This is a genomic window from Enterococcus pseudoavium NBRC 100491 (genome assembly GCF_001544295.1).
In the GTDB taxonomy this organism is placed as follows: domain Bacteria; phylum Bacillota; class Bacilli; order Lactobacillales; family Enterococcaceae; genus Enterococcus_A; species Enterococcus_A pseudoavium.
The window spans coordinates 24,178-48,567 of the sequence record NZ_BCQF01000009.1 but is presented as its reverse complement, the minus strand read 5'-3'; the positions used below and the strand labels follow the sequence as shown (position 1 = coordinate 48,567).

Here is a 24,390-nt window from a genome sequence, read left to right as displayed (position 1 = left end):
CCAACGAATAAAATTATTCTATCTAGAATTAGGAGCAGAGTTATGACAGTCATTTTAGCTTCACAATCTCCCCGACGTCGCGAATTGTTACAATGGTTGATGCCTGATTTTATCGTTCAGCCAGCGGATATTAATGAAGAAGTCAAGGAGCAATATTCACCAATCGATTATGTCATGGCGATGGCCCGGCAAAAAGCTGCGGTGATTGCTGATGAGCATCCAGAAGCCTTAGTGATCGCCAGCGATACTATCGTGGTGTTGGGCGAACAAATCTTAGGTAAACCCAAGAGTCGCGAAGAAGCGTTTGCCATGCTGAAAAGTATGAGCGGCGGCAGTCATCTAGTTTATACATCCGTTGTATTGCGTAAAGAAAAACAGTTAGAAGAAACGCTGAGTTCGGCGACGGTGACCTTCTATTCACTGACGGATGCTGAGATTAATCGTTATCTCGACAGCGATGATTATAAGGATAAGGCGGGCGCTTACGGTATTCAAAATGGTGCGGGAGTCTTTGTTGAAAAAATCGAAGGCGATTATTACAGTATTGTGGGTTTTCCTGTCGGTGCAGTGAACCAATTATTGAAAAAATTTCCTGATTGATGGGAAGGGCATGGCAAAATTTTGTCGTGCCCTTTTTTGTCTAAATGATGAGCAGTAATTATGAGCACAACTTCTTTAGTTCATAGAGAAAATTTTTTCCAATCAACTGTGAGCAAATTCTTCGTATCTTTGCTTCAACGAGCGTATGCTTAATGTATTCCAAGAAATTTTAAAGGCGGGAGAGAACAATGGATCAATTTGAATTGAAACAGCAACTTTCACCAATGGAATATGCAGTAACGCAAGAAAATGCCACGGAACGCCCCTTTTCAGGTAAATATGATGACTTTTATCAAAAGGGAATCTATGTTGATGTAGTCAGTGGTGAAGCGTTATTTTCATCCAGTGACAAATACGATGCGGGATGTGGTTGGCCAGCCTTTACTCGTCCGATTAAAAAGCGGGGTGTGGCTGAAAAAGCAGATTTTTCCCATGGAATGCATCGAGTAGAGGTTCGCAGTAAAGCTGCAGATTCACATTTAGGTCATGTTTTCAACGATGGCCCACAAGATCAAGGCGGCTTACGCTATTGTATTAATTCCGCAGCCTTACGTTTTATTCCTTTTGAGGAAATGGCTGAAGCTGGTTATGGTGAATATAAAGAACTTGTTGAGTGAGGTTGTAATAGAAGTGGTTAGCTTCAAGAAATCAGAAGGGATTTTTGAAGAAGTTTTTTTAGAACAGCGTGTATTTGGAAACAAGAGGGAGGACAAAATTTTGTCCCCCCTCTTGTTTTGTTTTCAGAGAATGTATGAAAATTTCACAAAATTTGGAGCTCTGTCCGCGTATTTTTCGCTATACTAGAAACATCACTATTTTAGAGAAGGCGATAGTTATGAAAATGTTTAAAGAATTAAGCTTATTATTACTTTATTCACTTATCGGTGAAGGGCTACGGATATTTCTTCATCTGCCAGTACCGGGCAGTATTATTGGGATTTTATTATTATTTCTCTCTTTTCAAACAAAGCTCTTAAAACCAGCAGCAATTGAAGAGACTGCGAATTTTTTGTTGAATCATCTAACAATTTTATTCGTACCAGCTGGTGTCGGCTTAATGCAATATTACGATGCAATCAAGTATATTTGGCCGATTCTGCTTGGTGCAGTGGTTGTTTGCTCGCTGGTTTCTTTAGTAGCGGTTGGTAAGACAGCTGAATTTATCGAAAAAATCAGTCAGAAAAGTCGAGCTGAAAAAGTTCGTCTGATTGAAAGTGTTGAAAAAATGCGAGGTGAAGCAGATGATCTCAGCGCTGGCGAATAATCCGCTTTTCGGATTAGCGTTAACTTTGTTGATTTATACTTTGATGGATAAATTTTTGGCCAAAGTCAAACTCCCTTTGATCAATCCGCTGATTGCTAGTGTCATCATTATTATTGTCTTGTTGAAATTTAGCGGGATTAGCTATAAATCTTACAATCTTGGGGGCAACTTATTTACCATGATGATTACGCCGGCGACGGTTGCTTTAGGATTGCCACTGTATCAAAATTTTGATAAGTTGAAGCAATATTTTTTGCCGGTGATTTTAGGAACTTTGGTAGGTGTAGTATTAAACTGCTTACTCAGTGTGGGAATCGGTCGCCTATTTTCATTGAATCGCGGCATCGTAGTTTCACTATTGCCGAAGTCGGTGACTACGGCAATTTCAGTAGATCTTTCTAGCCAGATGGGTGGAATTTCTCCCGTAACGTTAGCGATCGTCGTTTCAACGGGGATCTTTGGTGCTTTAGTGGGGACGAAAGTTTTTCAGATTTTTCAAATCAACAGTCCTGTGGCAAAAGGGATTGCTTTGGGGAGTACTTCTCATGCAATCGGTACGGGCCGAGCAATCGAGATAGGCGAATTGGAAGGAATTTTGGCCGGGTTATGTATTTGTATCAACGGGCTAGCGACGGTCGCCTTATTACCGCTATTATTTCGTTTGTTTGAAACGATTTAATGTCTACTCCTTGCATGCTTTGGTAAAATGAAGTATGAAGGAGTTTTTTTATGTATCTTACAGCGCTGGAATTACAAAATTATGAAAAAGATATTTATTTAGGTGTGCATCTGTTAGAGCAGATGGCTGATGGAGGATATTATAAAAGAAGCGAGCTGGCGACTGCCTTGCAGCTAGATGTGCGGAGTGTCCAACGTCTCTTAGAAGAGTTGAGTAAAAAATATCGGCGTTTTACCGAGACGGATCTGCTTTTGTTTGAGGAAAGAGGTCAACAGTATCACTTAGTAATTGCCAATCAAATGATGGAACAAAATCAATTTTTGGTGGATTTGATTCGCCATTCTGTGACATATCAGTTATTAAATTTAGTAGTGATTGGCAAGGCGCGGACAGTTAGCGAGTTAAGTCAGCAGTTGTTTTGCAGTGAGTCTACGATTCGTCGTAAAATCAAGGCTTTGCAGAGAGAACTAAAGCCACTGCAATTAACTGTGGAACGGGGTGTCGTTTCATTTCAAGCAGCTGAGTCGGTAATTCGAATGTATTTGTCTGTTTACTACTGGCGTTTGTTTCGGGGGAAAGACTGGCCCTTTGCACCATTACAGCACGACTTAGTCAGGAAAATTAGCAATGCGATTCAACAGTTCTTTCAAGTCGAGTTGAATCCAATCAAAGAACAGCGCTTAAAATACTTATTGGCGACCCATTTACTACGGGAGGTCCAAGGCTATTCTTTTACGGAAGATTCGATTTATCAGCAGACATTGGTCGCTAATTCTTTGTTCCAGGCCTTTTACCAGCAAGTCAGCCGGGTGATGCCTACGTATTTTCGTAATAAATCAGCTTTAAGCAATTTATTTTTAAATCTACTAACGCGGGAAGAATATTATCATGTACCGGCTATTAGTCAGCAGATTCACCAGTTATTAAGGCAGGCGCCGTTTTCAGTGATGGACGAAGTTGCTGCGCTGAATCAGGTGTTAAAAAATAAAATCAACAATCCGAAGACTTGGGAGAAGTTTCAAGCCTTACAAGCAGAAAACTATTTAATCAGCGGTCATTTGTATCAGCGCTTGTTTCCGATGATTCAGTTTAATATCAATGGGAAACTTTTCTGGACGAAGATGCATGAACAACAAGCGCCGCTGGTGGCGTTTATAACTGAGAGTTTAAGAGAACTCGGTGAAAGTGACTCGATTTTATTTGGCCGCTATTTATCGGTTTTGCGCCGGTTGCCAGAACTGACTGTCCAGCCCGTTTTACGGATTTTTTTGCAGACAGACTTGCCAGAGTTTGAAGAAAACATAATAATAGATGAACTACGACAATTTTTATCAAAAAATTATCAAGTTGTTTTTGTGAATAGTCTTGCGGCTAGCGATATTTGTTTAACTACTAGTTTACTGGATCAGACCAACCAAGTCCCAACTTTGGCGATCACAGAGGAATTGCAGATGACGGATTATTTAGCGTTGCTGACGCTATTGCAAGGATTCGGCGGTAAAAGTTTTTAACCGTCGTTTTTTTATGCTAAAATAATGAGAACATATGTGCAGAATTGTCAGCGTTGTTCATTTTGAACAGGCTGGCAGAAGTTGCAATCAGAAAGGAACAATCATGTACGAATATATTACGGGAAGGTTAACGTTTATCAGTCCTAGTTATGTAGTATTGGATGTCAATGGCATCGGCTACCAAATTGCATTAGGGAACCCCTATCGCTATAGTAGTAAAATGGAACAGTCTGTGACGATTTACGTACAGCAGATCATTCGGGAGGATGCTCATTTGTTGTACGGCTTTGAAACATTAGCCGAAAAAGAATTATTTTTACGCTTGCTGTCAGTATCTGGAATTGGGCCTAAAAGCGGGTTAGCGATCATGGCAAACGATGATCAGCAAGGCTTGATTCAAGCGATTGAAGCGGGTGATGTGACCTATTTAACGAAATTTCCTGGTGTCGGTAAGAAGACCGCGCAACAAATGGTTTTGGATCTAAAAGGCAAATTAACCGAATTAGTCGATGATCCTATGTCACTATTCTATGAAGGCAACGATGATACGGCCTTATCGGAAGCCATGGAAGCACTGCAGGCTTTGGGTTATAGTCCAAAGGAAATCAAAAAAGTCGAAAAAGTTTTAGCAAAAGAAAGTTTGCCAAATACCGACGATTATTTGCGGGCAGCGTTGAAATTAATGATGAAGAAATAAGGGGGCAATTTAAATGGATGAAGAACGGATACTTTCACCGGATGCCGATGAGAGTGATAAAAGTTTAGAAAAATCATTGCGTCCTCGTTATCTTGCCCAATATATCGGTCAAGATAAAGTTAAGCAAGAATTGTCAATCTATATTGAAGCGGCCAAAAAGCGGCAAGAAGCCTTGGATCATGTTTTGTTGTACGGACCACCTGGCTTAGGTAAAACGACGATGGCGATGGTGATCGCTAATGAAATGGATGTTCAGATTCGTTCCACTAGTGGCCCCGCAATCGAACGTCCCGGTGACCTAGTAGCGATTTTAAATGAGCTGGAGCCTGGTGATGTCCTGTTTATCGATGAAATTCATCGCTTGCCGCGGGTTGCAGAAGAAACCTTATATTCTGCGATGGAGGATTATTACGTCGATATTATGGTTGGGCAAGGACCGACCGCTCACCCCGTTCATTTTCCTTTACCGCCGTTTACATTAATTGGCGCAACAACGCGGGCAGGAATGTTGTCAGCCCCTTTACGGGATCGTTTCGGGATCATTTCCCATATGGAATATTATAAGGAAGAGGATCTACGCGAGATTGTCTTACGGTCAGCTGATATCTTTCAAACGGAGGTCGTAGACGAAGGCGCAATCGAAATCGCCCGCCGCTCACGGGGCACCCCACGAATCGCCAATCGTTTGTTGAAGCGAATCCGTGATTTTGCTCAAGTTCAATCAGACGGAGTAATTAATCAACAAATCGCCGATCAAGCGCTAGGATTATTGCAAGTCGATGAAGCCGGCTTGGACCACATCGATCAAAAATTATTGAAAACCATGATTGAACTGTATCATGGTGGTCCGATTGGTTTGAGCACTTTAGCCGTAAATATCGGTGAAGAACGGGAAACCGTCGAAGATATGTATGAGCCCTATTTGATCCAAAAAGGTTTCATCAAACGAACCCCGCGCGGACGGATGGCCACACCCTTAGCATATGAACATTTTAATTATCCTTATCAAGCATAGAAGGTGAAACGATGGCGGAAGGAAAGGCAACAAAAGAAATATTTGTTCAAGCGTTAGTTGCATTATGTTTAGAAAAAAATTATGACAAAATCACAGTCCAAGATATTAGTAAAAAGACCGGATTGAACCGCCAAACATTTTATTATCATTTTAAAGATAAAAATGATCTCTTGCGTTATGCGTATTATCAACGGGGACTGCAGTATTTAGTCTCTGATGAGTTGTCACTGACAAATTGGGAAGAATCTGTTCTGGAGATGTTAAAAGAGATGCAGAATTGTCATCAATTTTATTTGAATACAGTGACGGCTGTTCCCAAAATCTTGACGAGAGAGTTTAATCAACTGGCGGAACGGTTATTTGTCCGATTATTTGCGGATGTCGATCGAGAAGGTCAGCTTTCTGTGGCAGACAAAGAATTTTATGCTCGCTTTTTAGCGCATGGCTGCGGCGGGATTTTAACGGATTGGCTTTTGGCTGATGCCAGTCAACCGCCAATCACCATTGCAGCTCAATTGTTTCGTTTTGCGAAGGACATTGAATTTTTTGCTTACCGTTTATATGAAAAAGACTGGCATGAGCAGTAAGCTCAGTCCAGTCCATTAACGATATAGTTGAGTGGTTCATTGTGCAATAAAGCGATCGCATTTTTTGCGACGATTTCCGCCATTTGGTCACGTGCTTCCACACTGGCGTTGCCAATGTGGGGTGTTAGGATAACGTTGGCAAGATCCTTTAAGCCCGCCGTGACTTCTGGTTCGAATTCATAGACGTCCAAAGCGGCACCGGCAATTTGTTGATTGGTTAGAGCCTCTAGCAAAGCAGCTTCGTCAATCAACGGACCACGAGCGGCGTTGATCAGTAACGCACTATTTTTCATTTTGCTAAAAGTTGCACTGGTTAACAAGTGACGGGTGTCTTTGGTTAAAGGAGCATGCAAGGTTAAAATATCCGCCTTTTGAATGACTTCTGCTTGCGAATAGTAAGTGGCTTGCAAGGCTTCTTCCAGCTCAGGTGCTAATTGATGGCGTTGATTGTAGATGATCTTCATACCAAAAGCGTTCATCATTTTGGCTAGCGCTTGCCCAATTTGACCCATGCCGATAATCCCTAGGGTTTTATCTTTTAATTCATGCCCTAAGAAAAAGAGTGGTGCCCAGCCAGCAAACCCTTCGTTGTGCATCAAGCGGTCTCCTTCCACAATCCGACGTGACAAAGCTAAGATTAGGCCTGCGGTTAGTTCTGCTGTAGCGTTGGTGGAAACGAGCGGCGTGTTGGTTACATAGATTTTTTGTTCTTTGGCATAAGCAGTATCAATATTATTAAAACCAGCCCCGAAATTGGCAATCAGTTTGAGTGCTGGCGCAGCATCGATGACTTCGCGATCAATTTGGGTCGATAGTGGACAGATCAATACTTCACAGGCTGCCATATTTTCGATCAATTCTTCTTTTGAAATTAAGCCTTCGCCGGTGTAGACGGTGTAATCCACGGAGGCTTCTTTTAACAATTTTGTACCAAACTCAGGTAGTTTGGCAGAAAGATAAATCTTACTCACGGAGATCCCTCATTTCCATTTTACTAAATTGACTATAGCACAGGAGGCAGAGCATGAAAAAGATTCTATTTGTTTGTCTGGGGAATATTTGTCGTTCTCCCTTGGCTGAAGCGCTTTTTCGAGATGCTTTGGAAAAGAGATCGGCTAGTGATTTTCAAGTTGATTCTGCGGCGACTAGTCGCTGGGAAGTCGGTAACCCACCGCATCATGGGACACAACAGATTTTGGCGCAACACGGTATTGCAACAAAGGGGCTGCGGGCGCGTCAAATAACTGCGGAAGATTTTTACGAGGCGGATTATATCATCGGGATGGATCAAGAAAACGTGGAGGATTTAGTTTCAATGGCTCCAAATGGGACAGCCGATAAAGTCTATCTGTATTTAGATCGGGTGCCGGGGCATGCTGGAGAAAGTATTCCAGATCCGTGGTATACAGGGGATTTTGAAGAAACCTACGAGTTAATTCAAAAAGGTTTAAACGAATGGTTAACTTTTTTTGAAAATGACTAGATTTCTTGTCTTTTCTGATAAATTTAAGTAAAATCAAACTACGCTCTTGACTGGAGGAAAGCTGAATGACTAAAAACGAGAAGCCTAAAATGAATTTAATCAAGCTGTTTTCAAATTCGTCCTATCGTTTCATTTCGGATTTTTTGAATGATTCTGCTGAAAAACGTGCCCAAGAGCGAGCAAACGAGAACATTTTTCTCAAACTAAAGATGGCCGCTCTGCAAAATAGTTTAGTGGTCATACAAGTTCAAGATGAAAAAAATGAAGAAAAATTTCAGACGGTCTCGGGTTGGTTGCCGAAAGCCGTAACTAATGACTCGATTGTAATTCGTACTCAAGATAACCAATTGGTCATGTTGACGATTGATCGGATCAAGAAAGTTACCACTTTATCACCAAGCGGTGATCAAGAAAGCATTTCACGATAAAAGTATATTTTACCTTTACAGAAGAGCAAACGTCTGTTATACTTTGAAGGTAATAAAAATAGAATAATACTGTCGCAAAGGGGAGCCCTCGGGCTGAGATTGAGATGACTCTAAACCCTAGTACCTGTTTCGGTTATTCGAGCGTAGGAATTGTGATGAAGTAATGACTATTACTTCTCCTTTGTGGACTGTATGTTCAAAAGGAGGAGTTTTTTTATGAATAAAACAAGAATTATGATTGAAGGGACAATCGTGGCGGCTTTGGCTTTTATGTTGTCGTTGATTCCAACTACGATTGGCAGCAGTTTTACTATTTCACTCGGAATGGTTCCATTGACGCTCTTCGCCTTGCGTCGCGGGGTAAAACCAGCATTACTTTCAGCGTTTATTTGGGGGATTTTACATTTTCCGGCGGGTGATGTTTATTTTTTAAGTGTTATTCAAGTGTTAATAGAATACCCGATTGCCTTTACCTTCGCTGGATTTGCTGGTTTGTATGCTAAGAAAGTTCAGCAAGCGTTAATCGATCAAGATGTCGTGAGTGTCAGAAAAAATATTATTTTAAGTTCCTTTGTAGGGACCGGGGCAAGATTTTTTTGGCACTTTGTTGCCGGGGTGGTCTTCTGGGGGAGCTATGCCTTGTGGGGAATGAACCCTTGGATTTTTTCCTTTGTCATGAATGGTCTCAGCGGTTTAGCAACAGCGATTGTAACAGCGGTTGTAGCAGTTTTAGTTGCAGAAAAAGCACCACAGCTGTTTTTGCCTAAAGATGGTCACTTGATTCAAAAGCAAAATCATTAACAAGCAGAAAAAAAGCATTTGTCCATTCGGGCAAATGCTTTTTTTATCTGAATGAGAAGACGGGATCATCGTTTTCGATTTCCAGTGACCAGTGTTGTTTAACGGTGTCGTAAGTAATTTCCGCAATTTGCTGATCGTTTTTATAATTTTTGGAACTACGGCGCCAACCTTTTTCATCGGATAAGAAGATTGGAATACGGTAGCTTTTATTTTTTAATTCGGACAAGCTGAGGCAAAAGATTGCGCCTTCTTGCAAGATTGGATATAATTCCTTCAATAGTTCTCCACTTAACGGAGCCACTGGCGAGCCTTTTCGGAAAAAAGAACGGCGGTCATTAACTTTTTCCAAAACAATTCGAGTCAACTTACTAGCAAGAATCCGATAGAATTCATCTAAGTAGCGATAATAAATTCGCATCGTTTCATTTCCTAAGTTGAAATAAACGAAATTGTTTTGTAATTTATAAAAAAAGGGCGAATGTAGATGTGTTCGCATATGACCAAAATAAAGTAATTCGGAAATTTCTAATGGAGTTAGCTCTTTCAACATCGCTAAATCATTAAAATCAATCCATTTAGTGCCTTTGGAATGGCTGAAGGCTTTCGTATTAAAAAATTGTTGGACTTGTTCAGTACTATTAACGATTTTTAAACCCGTGTGTGGTTCATATTCACCGGCTTCTGCTACGGGATCTAGCAATAACAAATGTTTTGGTTGGTGGACAATCCCTTCAACAAAATCGTTGGGTGAAAAACCTTTTGAGAGTACAGCATTACTTGTAGAATCAATATAAGTAAATAACGTATCTGGCACAAAATTTCACCCTTTCTAATAGTTGTCCTCCTCATTTTAACTCAATGATAAAAAAAAAGCTCGTATCTTTTATTTTAAAATTAGATTACAAATGGCTTAAAAACTGCAATTTCAATGGGATTCTTAACAATTGGAATCATTTTAATAAATAACGCTAACCTAATTTATTTATTTCTTTTTTTTAATTTTTTCTATTTACTGAAAGTAGTATCATGCGATTTAGTAGAGTATGATATGATTATTAGAGGAACGTGGGAGGCTTGAGATGAAGAAAAAAAGAAACTGGCTGATAAATATTTTTCTTTTTTTACTGTTGCTAATGGGTTTAGCACTGATTTTTAACAATCAGATCAAGTATTTTTTGATGCAGTATAATGGTGATCGTTATGCAGTAGCTAAAATGGAGCGGGCAGAGATCGATAAAAATCTGCAGCAAGAGGCTTCATTTGATTTTGACGCGGTCCAACCAGCTAGTACCGAAGCAGTCTTGCAGGCGCAATTAGACAATAAGCCTTTACCGGTTGTAGGTGGGATTGCGATTCCTTCAGTAGCCATCAATTTGCCGATTTTTAAAGGATTGTCGAATGAAGCACTCTTGTATGGTGCTGGGACACTATCGCCTGATCAGAAGATGGGGGAAGGAAATTACGCTTTGGCCAGTCATCGAGCAGATCGTCCAGGTCTATTGTTTACACCGTTAGAAGGTATTGAAACAGGTGCATTAATCTACTTGACCGATTTACAAAATATCTATACATATAAGACAGCGTTGAAAGTTCGCGTACAGCCAACGGAAGTAAAGTATTTAGATGTGCAGCCGAACAAACAACAAATTACTTTGATTACTTGTGGTGAGATCGAAGGGGTGACTCGGATTATTGTTCAAGGAGATCTAGTCGGTTTGACCCCAGTTAAAAATGCGACTGACACAATGTTGAAAGCTTTTGAAATGGAGCAGCGGACTTATTAGAGTGAGCCTGAAACTAACGGAGGTGTGACAAAATCTTGTCACACCTCCGTTTTCCGAACAAATGGTGTTTCAATAGTTTCGTAAATGGGTTGCAGCTTTTTGTTGCGAAAAGATTTCTGCTATACTGAAAGAAACACTGCAACTGTATTTTTCGGAAAGACTGAGGAGGAAGCGATGGAGCTGAGCAGAGTCTATCGATCAGATTTATTAGTAAATTGGGAAAAGTTTCAACAGGCTCAATTGCTATTTCCTTTTTATCATTCGCACAGTCAGGCACGTTCAGCCTTTTTAGCGGCAGTGAAACGGGGAACAGGCTATTTGATTCAAGAGCAAACAGCTTGGTTGTTGGTGGCTAAGAAGGAACAAGGGGATACTTGGCAGGTTGATAATTTGCTAGCTTCAGGGAAATTGGGCTGGTTGGAGGCTTTTTTATTATTGGAAAAGGCTGCACGGCAAAAATTCAAACGCTATTTGATCATACAGCTTGAGGCTAATTTAATGGTGGAGCAGTGGCTACTTTCCCAAGGGTATCATTTATGGGAAGGGGCTTGGCGCAAAGAATTGATTTACCAGACCGGTTTGGTTTTAGGCGGGGGCGGTGCTCGAGGTGCCTATCAGATTGGTGTTTGGAAGGCCTTGTTGGAAAAAGGAGTCCAATTTGATGTAATTACCGGAACTTCAGTCGGCGGATTGAATGGAGCGTTGATTGCCCAAGGTGATTACAATCAAGCTGTTACACTGTGGGAAGAGATCGAGACGGACAAAGTTTTAGATATCACCTTTAAGGAAGTCGAAACGTTGGATTTTTCAGCACAAATAGCACAATTACGGACTTTTATTCGTACCTCTTTGCGGCAACACGGTGTTTCTTCAGAACCATTACGGAGGTTATTGAAGGAACGACTGGACTGGCAAAAAATTCGAGCAAGCTGCCCTTTAAAGGTGGTTACAACGAAAGTTCCTGCTTTTCAAGAAGTGGTTATTTTACTGAATGAGTGTTCGAAGAGGGAAATGATTGATTGGCTGTTGGCTTCAGCGGCTTTTTTCCCTATGATGGCAAGGGTCAAAATCAAGGATGACCTTTATGTGGATGGCGGCTATCGCAACAACCTTCCGGTGGATATCGCGTTAGAAAGTCCCATCACAGAGTTGATAGTAGTGGATGTTCATGGACCGGGGATAGATAAAAAATACCAATTGCCTGCAGGAGTCGTTGAATTGAAGTTGGCTAGTCCGTGGAGTTTGGGCGATTTATTGCTATTTCAAAGTGATCGTTCGGCTGAAAATATTGATTTAGGTTATTTAGAAACAAAGCGGGCATTTGGTGAATTGCAAGGTTATCGCTATTTTTTCAGTCAACAGGCCGATTTTGAAACACTGACCCGGGATTTTCTACAAGCTCTTGACGAGGAAATAGCGGTTGATTTGACGACGCTTTATTTTGATCTGCGAAAATTTTTCCAGCAAAATATTCCAGTTGAAATGTTGAGCTTAGCTTTCTTAGAATTTTTTGCTTATTGGGTCAATGTCGCGCCAGTGAAAGTCTATACGCCTTCAGAGTTTAGGAAGACGATTTTGCGGCAATTTGAGTTGCCGGTTAAATTAAATGGGAATTACTCGGTCCAAGAACAAATTGAAGATTTTATTGAGAATCATAATGTTTTCTCGGATTATTATCGAGTGATACAGCTGTATCAGCGAGCAGGATCGCTGGCGCCTTTTTATCAACGCTGGCCGATTCCGACCCTACTGGCACTTTTTTTAAAATATATACAGGAGGAATGGTAATGGCAGAATTCAACTATGAGATTGTAGAAGAAATAGCGGTTTTATCCGAAAATCCGAAAGGCTGGCGTAAAGAATTGAATTTAGTCAGCTGGAATGGTCGTCCGCCTAAATTTGATTTGCGCGACTGGGCACCTGATCATGAAAAAATGGGAAAAGGAGTCACTTTGAGCAATGAAGAATTTGCAGCTTTAAAAGAAATCTTAACTAAGATGTAGTCAAACAGAAAGGGACTAATCCGATGAAGAGTATGACAGGCTATGGCCAAGCATCATGCACAAATGAAGCCTATGAATTGGCGATTGAATTGAAAAGTGTTAACAATCGTTTCTTAGATTTGCAGATTCGAATGCCGAAAGAATTAAATCCCTTTGAAGCGCTGATTCGTAAAATCGCCAAGGAAAAAATTCAACGCGGCAGAGTCGATGTTTTTATTAATTTAACACCGGTGAAAAGTGGTAGTAAACAGGTTGCAATTGATTGGGAATTGTTACAGCAACTAGTTAAAGAATTACAAGCGGGCGGAAAAGAACATTTTGGCATCGTGGATTTTCCAGTTGAACAAGTTTTAGTCAAAGCAATGGAGCAGTCCGATTTTGTGACGTTGATTGATCAGCCAACCACGGATGACACTTTGGCCGAATTAGTTCAATTGACAGTCACCGAAGCGTTTAGTCAATTAGTAGTTAGTCGCGAACACGAAGGTACAGGGATTCAAAAAGTTTTAAGTGATTATCGTGAAAAAGTTCAGCTGTTAGTAACAGAATTGGCAAGTTTTGTGACAGAATATGAAGCTGATTTTCAGCGGCGCTATCAAGCAAAACTAGAAGAATATTTAGGGGATACAGTGGATCAAGACCGTTTATTGACCGAATTAGCGATTTTGTTAGAACGCGGGGATATCCATGAAGAGCTGGACCGTTTGAGTATCCACTTAGAAAAATTAGCGCAGTTGCTCCAGGCGCCAGATCCAGTTGGCCGGGAGTTGGATTTCTTATTACAAGAAATGAACCGCGAAGTGAATACAATTGGTTCGAAATCAAGTCCAATCAAGATCAAGGACATTGTGGTCCAATTAAAAACAATTTTGGAAAAAATTCGTGAACAAATTCAAAATGTTGAATAGTTTGGGGATATTTTATAAGAAATCGGCTCAGCTTACGGATGCCCCTTGAAAAATTTGAAAAAAAAGTGCACAATAGGCGTTAGCTAAAAAGAGCATGAAAGGGCGTTAGTATGTCTGAACGAGGACTGTTGATTGTATTGTCGGGACCTTCCGGAGTTGGAAAAGGAACGGTCAGAAAAGCTATTTTTGAAAGAGACGATAATGAGTTTCAATACTCTGTCTCTATGACCACTCGCCCAATGCGAGCAGGGGAAGTTGACGGCGTCGATTATTATTTTCGCAGCAAAGAAGAATTTGAAGCGATGATCGAAGCAGGTGAAATGTTGGAATACGCGGAGTATGTGGGCAATTATTATGGCACACCGCTGACTTATGTGAATAAAACACTGGATGAAGGCAAGGATGTCTTTTTAGAGATTGAGGTGCAAGGCGCGCAACAAGTGAAAGATAAAGTGCCCGATGGGGTCTTTATTTTCTTAACCCCCCCAGATTTGGCTGAGTTAAAGGCACGAATCGTTGGCAGAGGGACCGACAGTCCTGAAGTGATCGACGAACGGATGCGGGTTGCCCGTCAAGAAATCGAAATGATGGCTCTTTATGATTACGCTGTCGTCAATGACGAAGTCCCTAAAGCGGTTGATCGAATTAAGGATATTATCGTCAGTGAACACTTCCGAGTGGACCGAGTGATTGGTAAATATATAAAAATGCTAAAGGAGATATAAGATTATGATGTTAAAACCTTCAATTGATACGCTGTTAGACCATGTGAATTCTAAATATTCGTTAGTTATCTTATCTAGCAAACGCGCCCATGAATTAGATGCTGGTGCACAACCTACGTTAGATTCATTTGAGTCCGTGAAAAGTGTTGGTCAAGCATTAGAAGAAATCGATGCTGGCACGGTCATCAATGATCCACACCCTGAAATCAAACGTGAACGTTTGAAAATGGAAGAAGAAGAACGTCACTTGCAACGTGAACGTGACCAACGTGATTTAGAAGCACGGATTCGTAACGAACAAAACTAAGCGGATTTCTCGCTGATTAAGTGTAAATGGGATTGTACCAATACTTTTGGCGCAGTCCCTTCTTTTTTGTGTCAAAGATTTCCTTACATAGTTTCATTAATTTAGGTGTTTCTCGTTAAAATCGAGTACAATATTTAAGAATGGAGGCGGAAAAATGAAATTAGCACAAGTAATTGTAGATGTGCCGGCGATGCAAACAGATCAGCCTTTTAGCTATTTAATTCCGCCTCAATTAGCGGTAGAAGTTGGTATGCGCGTCGAGGTGAGCTTTGGGCCACGGCATGTACAAGGATTTGTGATCGGTTTTGCTGAAGCCCCCAACCCTTTACCAACTAACTTGAAACCAATTATCCGAGTTTTAGATTTGGCGCCGGTTTTAAATCAGGAGCTGTTAGCATTAGCGGATTATATGAAAGCAACTACCTTTGCTTTTAAAGTAACTTGTCTACAGACGATGCTACCTAGCGTGATGAAGGCAGATTACCAAAAAAGTTTTTATCAAATTGCCGATGATCCCGCCGTTCAGGCGAAATATTTTAACGAAGCTGCTTCCCTTGCTTGGGAGGAAGCCGAGACACAAAACTGGCTGAAAGAGTTGGCTAGTTTGCGAGAGCAAGGCATTGTTGAACTGCGGTATGAAGTTCATACGAAAAATAAAGTAAAGACCGAACGCTATATCAAACGAACCTTTGCACCGGAGCGGGTAGCTGGCTTAAAAGCTGATTTGCGGAAAAATTCCTATAAGCAAGAGCAGTTGCTAACTTATTTAGCTGAGCTGCCGGATGAAAAACTGATCTCTGTTAAGCAAATGAAAGCAGAAGATTTTACCTTAGCAAATTTGAATCAGGCGGAAAAAAAAGGTTGGTTGACATATGTTGCGGTTGAAAAATATCGTGACCCCTATGCCGAACGGAACATCCAACAAACTTCAGCTTTATTATTGAATGATGAACAGCAGGCGGCTTATGAGGCAATCAGTCAAAAAAGCGCTGCGCAAGAGCACCAAGTTTTCTTGCTAGAAGGTGTCACGGGGAGTGGAAAGACCGAAGTCTATCTACAAGTGATTCAAGATGTCTTAGATCAAGGTCAAACCGCTATGATGCTAGTACCAGAAATTTCTTTAACCCCTCAGATGGCAACGCGTTTTAAAGCTCGTTTCGGTAGTGAAGTGGCCGTACTACACAGTGGCTTGTCACAAGGAGAAAAGTACGATGAGTGGCGCAAATTAGAACGCGGAGAAGCCCACATAGTCGTAGGTGCCCGCTCGGCAGTCTTTGCGCCGTTGGAAAATATCGGCGTGATTATTATTGATGAAGAACATGAGACCAGTTACAAACAAGAAGAATCTCCCCGTTATCATGCGCGGGACCTAGCTATTTGGCGGGGGAAATATCACCGTTGCCCGGTTGTTCTCGGAAGTGCAACGCCGTCTTTAGAATCGCGAGCGCGTGGGCAAAAAGGTGTGTATCAACTACTTAGATTAACCAAACGGGCAAATGCTCAGGCCAAATTGCCGACCGTCGATATTATCGATATGCGAGAAGAAATGAAGCAGCGCTTGAATTCAAGTTTTTCAGAAAAACTTGAAGAGAAATTACGGGATCGCCTAACGAAGGGTGAGCAAAGTGTTCTTCTACTGAATCGCCGTGGCTACTCATCCTTTGTGATGTGTCGGGATTGCGGATTTGTTCTACCTTGTCCTAACTGTGATATCTCTTTGACTTTACATATGGATACTAAGACCATGCGCTGTCACTATTGCGGCCATGAAGAAGGGATTCCTCATCGCTGCCCTAACTGTGGCAAAGATAAGATCCGCTATTTTGGCACCGGAACAGAAAAGGTACAAGAAGAATTGGAACAATTGATTCCTGAGGCGCGAATTTTACGGATGGATGTCGATACGACTCGGCGCAAAGGGGCTCATGAAAAGATATTGACGGCTTTTGGTGAGCGTGAAGCGGATATTTTATTAGGGACGCAGATGATCGCGAAAGGCTTGGATTTCCCTAATGTAACGCTTGTCGGGGTTTTAAATGCGGATACCGCTTTGAATTTACCTGATTTTCGTTCAAGTGAACGAACGTTTCAACTGTTGACACAAGTCAGCGGACGGGCTGGCCGCGGTGATAAGGCCGGTGAAGTGATCATTCAAACTTTTAATCCAGAACATTATACGATCCAGTTGGCGCAACATCACGATTACGAAAGTTTTTACCAGCAAGAGATGCGGATTCGTCATCAGACGGATTATCCGCCGTATTATTACACGGTCAAAGTGACAGTCTCCCATCAAGAAGAAATGCGGGCGGCCCAAAAAGCGTTTCAACTAGCCGAACAAATTCGCCAGCAATTAACTCCGCAAAGTATTTTACTAGGACCGACACCTGGAGCAATTTTACGAATCAAGAATCGTTACTATTATCAATTGATCATCAAATATAAGCACGAACCCAAACTTCAAGCGACCTTAGAAGATATTTTACAAGTTAGTCAAAAAGATCAGCGACAAGGACTGCTGATCGCCATCGACAACGAACCGATGTACTTTATCTAAGAATATTTTGAAAATTGAAACGAGAAAGAGGGGAACCTATGCGCTATCCTATTATTATTCATCCCGATGAACGCTTAAATAAACCAGCAGAAGCCATCACTTATATTACAGACGAGATCGTGGCGTTGTTAGACGATATGTACGAAACAATGGTAGCCCATGATGGGATCGGATTAGCAGCACCGCAAATTGGTAAAAATCTGCGAATCGCTGTCGTCGAAGCTGAAGAAGGGGACCGCTTTGACTTTATCAATCCGGAAATCATTGACCGTAAAGGGACTAGCATCGACGTTGAAGGCTGTCTTTCGATTCCTGAGACTTATGGGACGGTGGAACGGTCAGATGAAGTCACCGTTCGTTATTACGATCGTGAAGGTTCTGAGATGGAAGTCACCGCTTACGGTTACTTAGCTCGAGCTTTTCAACATGAGATCGATCATTTAGATGGCAAATTATTTATCGATCAAGTAATTGAAATAATTAAGCCGGAAGATTTAGAACGTTATATGGAGGAACATGCCGATGACTAAAATTGTATTTATGGGTACACCAGCTTTTTCAGTGCCGATTCTAGAAAGTTTGATTGCAGCGGGCTATGAGGTCGCTGCAGTAGTAACGCAACCAGACCGCCCTGTTGGTCGGAAAAAAGTTATTACCCCAACGCCAGTAAAAGAAGCCGCGTTAAAACACGGGTTATTAGTGTTGCAGCCGGAAAAAATCAGCGGTTCGCCAGAAATGGAAAAGATTGCCGAATTGGCACCGGATTTATTGATTACTGCCGCTTTTGGTCAATTCTTGCCAGAAAAGTTATTACAAGTTCCGCGAGTAGGCGCAATCAATGTCCATGCGTCATTATTACCCAAATATCGCGGCGGGGCACCCGTTCACTATGCAATTATGGAAGGGGAAACTGAGACCGGTGTAACCATTATGGAAATGATCAAAAAAATGGATGCAGGCGGGATCTTTAGTCAACAGAAAATCGCTATTACTAAGCAAGACGATGTGGGTACGATGTTTGAAAAGCTCAGTCAAGTTGGTCAAGAATTGTTGTTAAAAACATTACCGCAAATTATTTCTGGTGAATTGAAACCAACGCCGCAAAATGAAGCCGAAGCGACTTTCTCACCAAATATCTCGCGGGAACAAGAAGCGATTGATTGGCAAAAAACGGCGGAAGAAGTCGATAACCAAGTTCGTGGCATGCATCCTTGGCCGGTGGCGTTTACGACCTATGAAGGCGCACGCTGGAAAATTTTCCGTACAACCCCTTTAGCAGAAACAACGACAGCTGCGCCTGGGACGATCGTTACACGCACGAAAAAAGCTTTACATATCGCTTGTGGTGAAGGCACCGTATTGGCGATTATTGAGTTGCAACCGGCAGGCAAAGCCAAGCAAACGATTCAGGCTTTTCTAAACGGTAGCGGTCAAGCAGTCGCGGAAGGGCAACAGGTGGTTTAGATGGCCAAGATTCCTAAAAAATTACGCCATTCCGTCCGTTTTACCGCGCTAGAAGCGATTGAACGGATCAATCATGGTGGTGCGTATTCAAATTTATTATTGAATGAATTGATTCAAAAAAACCAAGTGGACGGCAAAGATACAGCATTATTGACAGAGCTCGTTTACGGAACAATCAGTCGGCAGCTTTTGCTAACTTATCAAATCGAACCTTTTATTAAAAAAGCTAAGAAAGTTGATCCATGGGTCAAACGTTTATTACAATTATCGCTTTTTCAAATGCTTTATCTAGATCGGGTACCGGATCATGCGATCATCAATGAAGCGGTGGAAATTGCCAAAGCCAAAGGTAATCCTGGTACAGGAAAATTTGTCAATGGTGTCTTACGTTCGATTCAGCGAGAAGGTGTGCCATCGCTAGATTTAATTAAAGATCCCCTGGAACGTCTGGCGACTGAGATTAGTTTACCAAAATTTCTGACAGAAAAATTTGTGGCCGAATTGGGCGAAGCTGAGACGCGAAAACTGGGGTTATCTTTGTTGGAACCTAGTCGTGTCAGCGCTCGAATTGACCTGCGTTTTCTTTCAAGAGAAGAAGCGATTGAAGCGTTGGCAGAAGATGGAATCGACGCTCGTATCAGTGAACTGTCGCCATATGGAATCGTCGCAGACAAAGGTTTTTTAGCCGGCAGTGAATTGTTTCAAAATGGTTGGTTGACGATCCAAGACGAAAGTTCGATGTTAGTAGCCCAAGCTTTACAGATTGAACCAGGTCAAAAAGTTTTGGATGCTTGTGCCGCGCCGGGTGGAAAAACTACTCATATCGCTGCATTGTTGAATAATGAAGGTTCCGTAACTGCACTAGATATCCATGAGCATAAGTTGAAACTAGTCCGGGAGAACGCGAAACGTTTACGAGTAGCTGATACGGTAGTCACGAAGGAAATGGATGCACGGAAGGTTGCTGAAACTTTTGATGCCGAAAGTTTCGATCGGATTTTGGTGGATGCACCATGTTCCGGTCTGGGTTTAATGCGGCGGAAACCCGATATTAAGTATCAAAAACAACCGCAAGATTTTGTTCAATTACCTAAAATTCAACTGGAAATCTTAAAAAGTTGTGCCCCCGCATTGAAATCAGGTGGGATTATGGTATACAGTACATGTACGATTGCTAGAGCAGAAAATCAGCAAGTTGTGGCAGAGTTCTTAGCAACTCAACCGGATTTTGAAAAAATTGATTTAGCCTTAGAAGAAAAATTACAGCCAGCGATCCGAGAACAAATGCTGATTTTGTACCCAGAAATGTTTATGACGGACGGCTTCTTTATTTGTGCAATGCAAAAAAAATAGACAAACGAGGTGGACAAAAAGATGGAGATTCAATTTCAATCAGATATCGGCAAGCGACGTAACATGAACCAAGACTATGCCAATGTTTTTACTAATCAAGCAGGCATGTATTTAGCGATACTAGCCGATGGTATGGGAGGACATTTGGCTGGCGATGTAGCTAGTAAAATGGCTGTGGATGGTTTAGGTGCGGCTTGGTCGACCTCGTCGATTACAGAGCCTGAAGAAGCTGAGCAATGGCTTTTAGCTGAAATTCAAAAAGTGAACGAAGCCGTTTATCAAGAAGGGATCGCCCACCCTGAAATGCAAGGGATGGGAACGACGATCGTTGGGGCAGCTTTGTTAGAAGAAAACTTTGTATTGGCTCATGTTGGTGATAGTCGGGCGTATTTAATTTACCATCACGAACTGCAACAATTGACAGACGATCATTCGTTAGTAAACGAGCTATTGAAATCCGGCGAGATCACGAAAGAAATGGCGGCGATTCATCCGCAAAAAAATGTCCTGACCCGTTCGGTAGGAAGTGCTGGCCAAGTAAAAATTGATATTTCCGTACATCAAGGACATCAAGCAGAGTATTTGCTGCTCTGTTCAGATGGGTTAACTAATATGGTCAGTGAGGAAGATATTTTAGCGATTGTGGAAAGTGAGAACACACAAGAAACGAAGGCGAAACGATTGATTAACGCTGCCAACGATGCTGGTGGTGCGGATAATATCACAGTTTTATTGATTCGTTTTGGAGGGGAGGCTATTCATGATTGAAATAGGCAAACTGGTCAATGGACGTTATAAAGTCATTGCCAATATCGGTAGTGGCGGTATGGCTAACGTTTTTTTGGCCCACGATTTAATTTTAGATCGTGATGTTGCCATCAAAATATTACGCTTCGACTTTCAAAATGATCAAACAGCCATTCGCCGATTCCAACGAGAAGCTCTAGCAGCGACTGAGCTAGTCCATCCTAATATCGTAGGTGTTTATGATGTGGATGAGGAAAGCGGTATGCAGTATTTGGTTATGGAATACGTAAAGGGGATGGATCTGAAACGTTACATCCAGACGCGTTCACCGATTCCTTACGGCAAAATTGTAGATATCATGGAACAAATTTTATCTGCAGTAAGTTTGGCACATGCTCACGGGATCATTCATCGTGACTTGAAGCCGCAAAATATTTTGATGGATCAGGCTGGCGTTGTTAAAATCGCCGATTTTGGAATTGCGATTGCCTTGTCTGAAACGTCTCTGACTCAAACAAATTCTATGTTAGGCTCAGTCCACTATTTATCACCGGAACAAGCGCGTGGTAGCATGGCGACGAAACAGTCTGATATTTACGCATTAGGGATTATTTTGTATGAGATGATCACGGGTAAGATACCTTTTGATGGTGAGTCGGCTGTAACGATTGCTTTAAAACATTTTCAAGACGAGATGCCGTCGGTCAAAGATTTCGATCCCGAAGTTCCCCAGGCATTAGAAAATGTGGTTATGCACGCAACGGCTAAAGAGCCGGCAGATCGTTATAAGACGGCAGAAGAAATGGTCAATGACCTTTCGACAGCCTTGACTCCGGCACGAGCAAATGAGTTGCCATGGCGTCCGACAGCGATGCTGGATGAAACAAAGGTACTGACGCCACTCCAACCGGCAGATCTTGCAGCGAAAGCATCAAAGGAAAAAGAAACGCCACTGATGTCAGAAGAAAAGCCGAAAAAGAAAAAAGGTAAGAAACGTTTTATCTTTATCTTCTTGCTGCTGATGTTGACAGTTGGGGGAGTGACCGGCTATCTGATGATTCGTTCAGAAGAAATAGCGGTTCCGCAAGTTGAAGATATGACTGAAGCTGAGGCGCGAACGACGTTGGAAGCAGCGAAATTAACCGTAGATAGTAAAACAGATGAAGTAGCGAGTGACACAATCAAAAAAGGCCATATAGTAAAGACGAATCCTGAGTCAGGAACGATGGTTAAACGGAATCGTTCGGTTCATTTGTACATTAGTTCAGGAACTAAAAAGGTTACTCTGAAAGATTATACGGGTGAAAAAATCGATGATGTAGAAGATGAATTGTTAAGAATCGGTTTTTCAGAAAAAAATATTCGAATAAAAAAAGTTAATGATGAAACTGTACCTGAAGGTCAGATCTTGAGTCAAGAACCGGAATCTGGAACTAAGGTTGACCCCGAAGAAGATGAGATGGTCTTTGAAGTATCGGCAGGACCAGAAACGATAACAATCGGAGATTACTCCCAGATGACTTACGCGGAAGCTGAGGAGAACCTGCTGCAATTAGGTATTACTGAAAATCAAATCAATCGGGTAAATGAAACTAGCGAGACAATCCCGGCAGAAGAAGTGATCAGACAGAACCCGGTGAGTGGCTCAGAATTGACTGCCAAAGATAAAATCACCTTAACTGTCAGCTCTGGTTCGGCTTATGTTAAGTTAGATGATCTAACTGGACAAGATAAAGCGGCTGCCGCTGCGACTATTGCAAATTTAGGGTTGAAGTATTCAGAGCAGCAGGAGTTCTCAGACGAGGTGGAAGCGAATAAAGTTATTCGAACAGAGCCTAGTGGCGGCACAGCCTCACTAAAAGCTGGTGACACAGTAACGGTTTATGTCTCAAAGGGTCCGGAAAAAAAGGAAAATACGTTTGAAGTCACGATTTCTGCTAAATTTACAGGCCCAGACGACCAGCAAGATACGATTACAGTACTGTTAAAAGATGCGAAAAAAACGACTTTAACGCAAGTGTTGAACTTTAACTTAGATAAGAATACACCGTCTACAGAACAAACGATTTCTGTAACAACTTCAGAAAATGGAAGTGCAACAGTAGAAGTTCAACGTAACGGTGATAATGCTGTAACAAAAGAAGTCCAAGGTGCCGAAAAAATTACAGTTCCATAAACAAAACCTTTCCTATATTTTTAGGAAAGGTTTTTTAGGTCGTTTGTACTGAAATAGCTGATGGAGTATGCTACAATTAGAAGGAAAAAAGATTCGTTTTTTTCTGTTGTTTCTTAACGAGTGAACGAGTAGTCTAAAGCAAAAGTTGTATCTAAAAAAGGAGATGAGACGAATCGAAGGACAAATTCGCAAAGCCTTAAGTGGGTTTTATTATGTTTCCAGTGGTGGAAAGATCCATCAAACGCGTGCTCGCGGAAATTTCCGTAAAAAGAAATTAACGCCTTTAGTTGGTGATGAGGTCGTTTTCAGCAGTGAAGAAAATAGTGAAGGCTATATTCTTGAATTACTGCCGCGAAAAAATGATTTGGTTCGTCCCCCCGTTGCGAATGTGGACCAAGGAGTCGTTGTGACTAGCTTGGTTGAGCCGAATTTCTCGTACAATCTATTGGATCGTTTTTTAGTAACGTTAGAAAATAAAGGGATTTATCCCGTTATTTATTTATCAAAGACAGATTTGGTTGCTGACCAAACTTTAGTAAATGAGATCCGGACGGTTTATGAACCACTGGGTTATCCCGTCATTGATGGTGAACAAGACAAACAGCGGTTGACAGATTTGTTTGCAGAAAAACTGACAGTCTTTATGGGACAATCTGGTGCGGGAAAATCTACGCTATTAAATGATGTTTCGCCAGAGTTGAATTTGGAGACAGGTGAGATTTCTGATGCATTAGGACGTGGACGTCATACAACACGTCATGTGGAGTTGCTAGAATTATTTGGCGGCCTAGTAGCCGATACCCCCGGGTTTAGCTCGATAGAATTTCTCGAAATTTCTGCTGATGAACTACCAAAAGAATTTCCAGAATTTTTGGCAGCCGCACCAGAATGCCGTTTTCGAGAATGCCATCATGTGAACGAGCCAGGCTGTGAAGTGAAACGGCGGCTAGAAATAGGTGAAATTGCTCAAACACGCTACGATAATTATTTGCAATTCTTACAAGAAATTGAAAAACGCCGTCCGGTTTATAAAAAAAATAAATAAACGGAATAGTCGCAGCTTGAAAATCAGACTTAATTTTTTCTAGAGAAAAATTAAATACATTAAAATGAAAAAGGATCTCAGTTCAACTTTGCCAGTTTTTCTTATTTTGGTAGGGGGAGAAAATTTGGATTTGTTTACGACTAGCTTAATATATAAGTAGGTGTACATTTTAGTTGAATGATATACGGCTTGAAAATCAGACTTAATTTTTTCTAGAGAAAAAATTAAATACATTAAAATGAAAAAGGAGTAGAGA

General features: G+C 41.5%; 26 protein-coding genes and 1 riboswitch. Of the genes, 24 read left to right on the top strand and 2 right to left on the bottom strand.

All coding sequences use genetic code 11. The annotated features are described in order from the left end of the window. Positions 1 to 42 precede the first annotated feature (42 nt). The 8 genes from EP1_RS06005 (at position 43) to EP1_RS05970 (ending at position 6,353) form a co-directional block, all read left to right on the top strand. Entirely contained in the window at positions 43 to 600 is a 558-nt protein-coding gene (locus EP1_RS06005) for a Maf family protein (RefSeq protein WP_067624996.1), read from the top strand. Positions 601 to 788: 188 nt separating this feature from the next. Beyond that, positions 789 to 1,217 (top strand): peptide-methionine (R)-S-oxide reductase MsrB, encoded by a 429-nt coding sequence (gene msrB, locus EP1_RS06000; protein ID WP_067624993.1) that lies wholly within the window; start codon positions 789 to 791, stop codon positions 1,215 to 1,217. A gap of 218 nt (positions 1,218 to 1,435) precedes the next feature. After that, positions 1,436 to 1,864 (top strand): CidA/LrgA family protein, encoded by a 429-nt coding sequence (locus EP1_RS05995; protein WP_067624990.1) that lies wholly within the window; start codon positions 1,436 to 1,438, stop codon positions 1,862 to 1,864. Then, a complete protein-coding gene (locus EP1_RS05990) occupies positions 1,845 to 2,543 on the top strand; it encodes an LrgB family protein (RefSeq protein ID WP_376716070.1) in 699 nt (232 codons plus the stop codon). The genes EP1_RS05995 and EP1_RS05990 overlap by 20 nt, the downstream gene beginning before the upstream one ends. Positions 2,544 to 2,593: 50 nt before the next feature. Continuing rightward, a complete protein-coding gene (locus EP1_RS05985; RefSeq protein WP_067624982.1) occupies positions 2,594 to 4,054 on the top strand; it encodes a helix-turn-helix domain-containing protein in 1,461 nt (486 codons plus the stop codon). A 103-nt stretch (positions 4,055 to 4,157) separates the two neighbouring features. Next, positions 4,158 to 4,751, top strand: a complete 594-nt coding sequence (gene ruvA, locus EP1_RS05980; protein ID WP_067625149.1) for a Holliday junction branch migration protein RuvA — start codon at positions 4,158 to 4,160, stop codon at positions 4,749 to 4,751. Between the two features lie 13 nt (positions 4,752 to 4,764). Next, positions 4,765 to 5,766: a Holliday junction branch migration DNA helicase RuvB gene (gene ruvB, locus EP1_RS05975; RefSeq protein ID WP_067624979.1), complete on the top strand. Its 1,002-nt coding sequence runs from the start codon at positions 4,765 to 4,767 to the stop codon at positions 5,764 to 5,766. 11 nt (positions 5,767 to 5,777) lie between these two features. Beyond that, positions 5,778 to 6,353: a TetR/AcrR family transcriptional regulator C-terminal domain-containing protein gene (locus EP1_RS05970; RefSeq protein WP_067624975.1), complete on the top strand. Its 576-nt coding sequence runs from the start codon at positions 5,778 to 5,780 to the stop codon at positions 6,351 to 6,353. A 2-nt stretch (positions 6,354 to 6,355) separates the two neighbouring features. Here the strand turns inward: EP1_RS05970 and EP1_RS05965 are convergent, their stop codons facing one another. Then, entirely contained in the window at positions 6,356 to 7,324 is a 969-nt protein-coding gene (locus EP1_RS05965; RefSeq protein ID WP_067624971.1) for a 2-hydroxyacid dehydrogenase family protein, read from the bottom strand. Positions 7,325 to 7,377: 53 nt separating this feature from the next. Here EP1_RS05965 and EP1_RS05960 point away from each other — a divergent pair, with 53 nt between their 5' ends. The 3 genes from EP1_RS05960 (at position 7,378) to thiT (ending at position 9,065) form a co-directional block, all read left to right on the top strand. After that, positions 7,378 to 7,836, top strand: coding sequence for a low molecular weight protein-tyrosine-phosphatase (locus EP1_RS05960; protein ID WP_067624967.1), 459 nt, complete (start codon positions 7,378 to 7,380; stop codon positions 7,834 to 7,836). Between the two features lie 65 nt (positions 7,837 to 7,901). Then, the gene (locus EP1_RS05955; RefSeq protein WP_067624963.1) at positions 7,902 to 8,264 is read left to right on the top strand and encodes a hypothetical protein; all 363 of its coding nucleotides are present in this window, start codon (positions 7,902 to 7,904) and stop codon (positions 8,262 to 8,264) included. Between the two features lie 68 nt (positions 8,265 to 8,332). Further along, positions 8,333 to 8,431, top strand: a riboswitch (TPP riboswitch). 49 nt (positions 8,432 to 8,480) lie between these two features. Further along, positions 8,481 to 9,065 (top strand): energy-coupled thiamine transporter ThiT, encoded by a 585-nt coding sequence (thiT, locus tag EP1_RS05950; protein ID WP_067624960.1) that lies wholly within the window; start codon positions 8,481 to 8,483, stop codon positions 9,063 to 9,065. A gap of 43 nt (positions 9,066 to 9,108) precedes the next feature. Here thiT and EP1_RS05945 read toward each other — a convergent pair whose 3' ends face one another. Further along, on the bottom strand, positions 9,109 to 9,879 hold the full coding sequence (locus tag EP1_RS05945) for a hypothetical protein (RefSeq protein WP_067624955.1): 771 nt from the start codon (positions 9,877 to 9,879) through the stop codon (positions 9,109 to 9,111). 265 nt (positions 9,880 to 10,144) lie between these two features. Here EP1_RS05945 and EP1_RS05940 point away from each other — a divergent pair, with 265 nt between their 5' ends. From EP1_RS05940 to rsgA, 13 genes are all read left to right on the top strand, one after another. After that, the gene (locus EP1_RS05940) at positions 10,145 to 10,849 is read left to right on the top strand and encodes a class A sortase (protein WP_067624952.1); all 705 of its coding nucleotides are present in this window, start codon (positions 10,145 to 10,147) and stop codon (positions 10,847 to 10,849) included. Between the two features lie 174 nt (positions 10,850 to 11,023). Beyond that, complete coding sequence (locus EP1_RS05935; RefSeq protein WP_067624949.1) at positions 11,024 to 12,637, top strand: patatin-like phospholipase family protein; 1,614 nt, start codon at positions 11,024 to 11,026, stop codon at positions 12,635 to 12,637. Then, complete coding sequence (locus EP1_RS05930) at positions 12,637 to 12,852, top strand: YdbC family protein (protein ID WP_067624946.1); 216 nt, start codon at positions 12,637 to 12,639, stop codon at positions 12,850 to 12,852. Before EP1_RS05935 ends, EP1_RS05930 begins: the two co-directional genes overlap by 1 nt. Positions 12,853 to 12,875: 23 nt before the next feature. Further along, positions 12,876 to 13,760 (top strand): YicC/YloC family endoribonuclease, encoded by an 885-nt coding sequence (locus EP1_RS05925; protein WP_067624943.1) that lies wholly within the window; start codon positions 12,876 to 12,878, stop codon positions 13,758 to 13,760. A 110-nt stretch (positions 13,761 to 13,870) separates the two neighbouring features. Continuing rightward, the gene (gene gmk, locus EP1_RS05920; protein ID WP_067624940.1) at positions 13,871 to 14,485 is read left to right on the top strand and encodes a guanylate kinase; all 615 of its coding nucleotides are present in this window, start codon (positions 13,871 to 13,873) and stop codon (positions 14,483 to 14,485) included. A gap of 4 nt (positions 14,486 to 14,489) precedes the next feature. Beyond that, positions 14,490 to 14,792 (top strand): DNA-directed RNA polymerase subunit omega, encoded by a 303-nt coding sequence (gene rpoZ / locus EP1_RS05915; RefSeq protein WP_067624937.1) that lies wholly within the window; start codon positions 14,490 to 14,492, stop codon positions 14,790 to 14,792. A 154-nt stretch (positions 14,793 to 14,946) separates the two neighbouring features. Further along, positions 14,947 to 17,349 carry a primosomal protein N' gene (gene priA / locus EP1_RS05910; protein WP_067624935.1) on the top strand — a complete coding sequence of 801 codons (2,403 nt, stop codon included), beginning with the start codon at positions 14,947 to 14,949 and terminating at the stop codon, positions 17,347 to 17,349. 38 nt (positions 17,350 to 17,387) lie between these two features. After that, the gene (def, locus tag EP1_RS05905; protein WP_067624932.1) at positions 17,388 to 17,879 is read left to right on the top strand and encodes a peptide deformylase; all 492 of its coding nucleotides are present in this window, start codon (positions 17,388 to 17,390) and stop codon (positions 17,877 to 17,879) included. Then, complete coding sequence (gene fmt / locus EP1_RS05900; protein ID WP_067624930.1) at positions 17,872 to 18,813, top strand: methionyl-tRNA formyltransferase; 942 nt, start codon at positions 17,872 to 17,874, stop codon at positions 18,811 to 18,813. The genes def and fmt overlap by 8 nt, the downstream gene beginning before the upstream one ends. Further along, positions 18,814 to 20,166 (top strand): 16S rRNA (cytosine(967)-C(5))-methyltransferase RsmB, encoded by a 1,353-nt coding sequence (rsmB, locus tag EP1_RS05895; RefSeq protein ID WP_067624928.1) that lies wholly within the window; start codon positions 18,814 to 18,816, stop codon positions 20,164 to 20,166. A gap of 21 nt (positions 20,167 to 20,187) precedes the next feature. Beyond that, entirely contained in the window at positions 20,188 to 20,934 is a 747-nt protein-coding gene (locus EP1_RS05890) for a Stp1/IreP family PP2C-type Ser/Thr phosphatase (RefSeq protein ID WP_067624925.1), read from the top strand. Next, positions 20,927 to 23,089: a Stk1 family PASTA domain-containing Ser/Thr kinase gene (gene pknB / locus EP1_RS05885; protein ID WP_067624923.1), complete on the top strand. Its 2,163-nt coding sequence runs from the start codon at positions 20,927 to 20,929 to the stop codon at positions 23,087 to 23,089. The genes EP1_RS05890 and pknB overlap by 8 nt, the downstream gene beginning before the upstream one ends. A gap of 163 nt (positions 23,090 to 23,252) precedes the next feature. Beyond that, entirely contained in the window at positions 23,253 to 24,134 is an 882-nt protein-coding gene (gene rsgA, locus EP1_RS05880; protein ID WP_067624921.1) for a ribosome small subunit-dependent GTPase A, read from the top strand. The last annotated feature ends 256 nt before the right edge of the window (positions 24,135 to 24,390 follow it).

Excerpts from the sequence above, each read along its gene's own strand:
- EP1_RS06005 (WP_067624996.1), top strand. The coding sequence starts at position 43 with ATGACAGTCATTTTAGCTTCACAATCTCCCCGACGTCGCGAATTGTTA.
- msrB (WP_067624993.1), top strand. The coding sequence starts at position 789 with ATGGATCAATTTGAATTGAAACAGCAACTTTCACCAATGGAATATGCA.
- EP1_RS05995 (WP_067624990.1), top strand. The coding sequence starts at position 1,436 with ATGAAAATGTTTAAAGAATTAAGCTTATTATTACTTTATTCACTTATC.
- EP1_RS05985 (WP_067624982.1), top strand. The coding sequence starts at position 2,594 with ATGTATCTTACAGCGCTGGAATTACAAAATTATGAAAAAGATATTTAT.
- ruvA (WP_067625149.1), top strand. The coding sequence starts at position 4,158 with ATGTACGAATATATTACGGGAAGGTTAACGTTTATCAGTCCTAGTTAT.
- ruvB (WP_067624979.1), top strand. The coding sequence starts at position 4,765 with ATGGATGAAGAACGGATACTTTCACCGGATGCCGATGAGAGTGATAAA.
- EP1_RS05970 (WP_067624975.1), top strand. The coding sequence starts at position 5,778 with ATGGCGGAAGGAAAGGCAACAAAAGAAATATTTGTTCAAGCGTTAGTT.
- EP1_RS05960 (WP_067624967.1), top strand. The coding sequence starts at position 7,378 with ATGAAAAAGATTCTATTTGTTTGTCTGGGGAATATTTGTCGTTCTCCC.
- EP1_RS05955 (WP_067624963.1), top strand. The coding sequence starts at position 7,902 with ATGACTAAAAACGAGAAGCCTAAAATGAATTTAATCAAGCTGTTTTCA.
- thiT (WP_067624960.1), top strand. The coding sequence starts at position 8,481 with ATGAATAAAACAAGAATTATGATTGAAGGGACAATCGTGGCGGCTTTG.
- EP1_RS05940 (WP_067624952.1), top strand. The coding sequence starts at position 10,145 with ATGAAGAAAAAAAGAAACTGGCTGATAAATATTTTTCTTTTTTTACTG.
- EP1_RS05935 (WP_067624949.1), top strand. The coding sequence starts at position 11,024 with ATGGAGCTGAGCAGAGTCTATCGATCAGATTTATTAGTAAATTGGGAA.
- EP1_RS05930 (WP_067624946.1), top strand. The coding sequence starts at position 12,637 with ATGGCAGAATTCAACTATGAGATTGTAGAAGAAATAGCGGTTTTATCC.
- EP1_RS05925 (WP_067624943.1), top strand. The coding sequence starts at position 12,876 with ATGAAGAGTATGACAGGCTATGGCCAAGCATCATGCACAAATGAAGCC.
- gmk (WP_067624940.1), top strand. The coding sequence starts at position 13,871 with ATGTCTGAACGAGGACTGTTGATTGTATTGTCGGGACCTTCCGGAGTT.
- rpoZ (WP_067624937.1), top strand. The coding sequence starts at position 14,490 with ATGATGTTAAAACCTTCAATTGATACGCTGTTAGACCATGTGAATTCT.
- priA (WP_067624935.1), top strand. The coding sequence starts at position 14,947 with ATGAAATTAGCACAAGTAATTGTAGATGTGCCGGCGATGCAAACAGAT.
- def (WP_067624932.1), top strand. The coding sequence starts at position 17,388 with ATGCGCTATCCTATTATTATTCATCCCGATGAACGCTTAAATAAACCA.
- fmt (WP_067624930.1), top strand. The coding sequence starts at position 17,872 with ATGACTAAAATTGTATTTATGGGTACACCAGCTTTTTCAGTGCCGATT.
- rsmB (WP_067624928.1), top strand. The coding sequence starts at position 18,814 with ATGGCCAAGATTCCTAAAAAATTACGCCATTCCGTCCGTTTTACCGCG.
- EP1_RS05890 (WP_067624925.1), top strand. The coding sequence starts at position 20,188 with ATGGAGATTCAATTTCAATCAGATATCGGCAAGCGACGTAACATGAAC.
- pknB (WP_067624923.1), top strand. The coding sequence starts at position 20,927 with ATGATTGAAATAGGCAAACTGGTCAATGGACGTTATAAAGTCATTGCC.
- rsgA (WP_067624921.1), top strand. The coding sequence starts at position 23,253 with ATGAGACGAATCGAAGGACAAATTCGCAAAGCCTTAAGTGGGTTTTAT.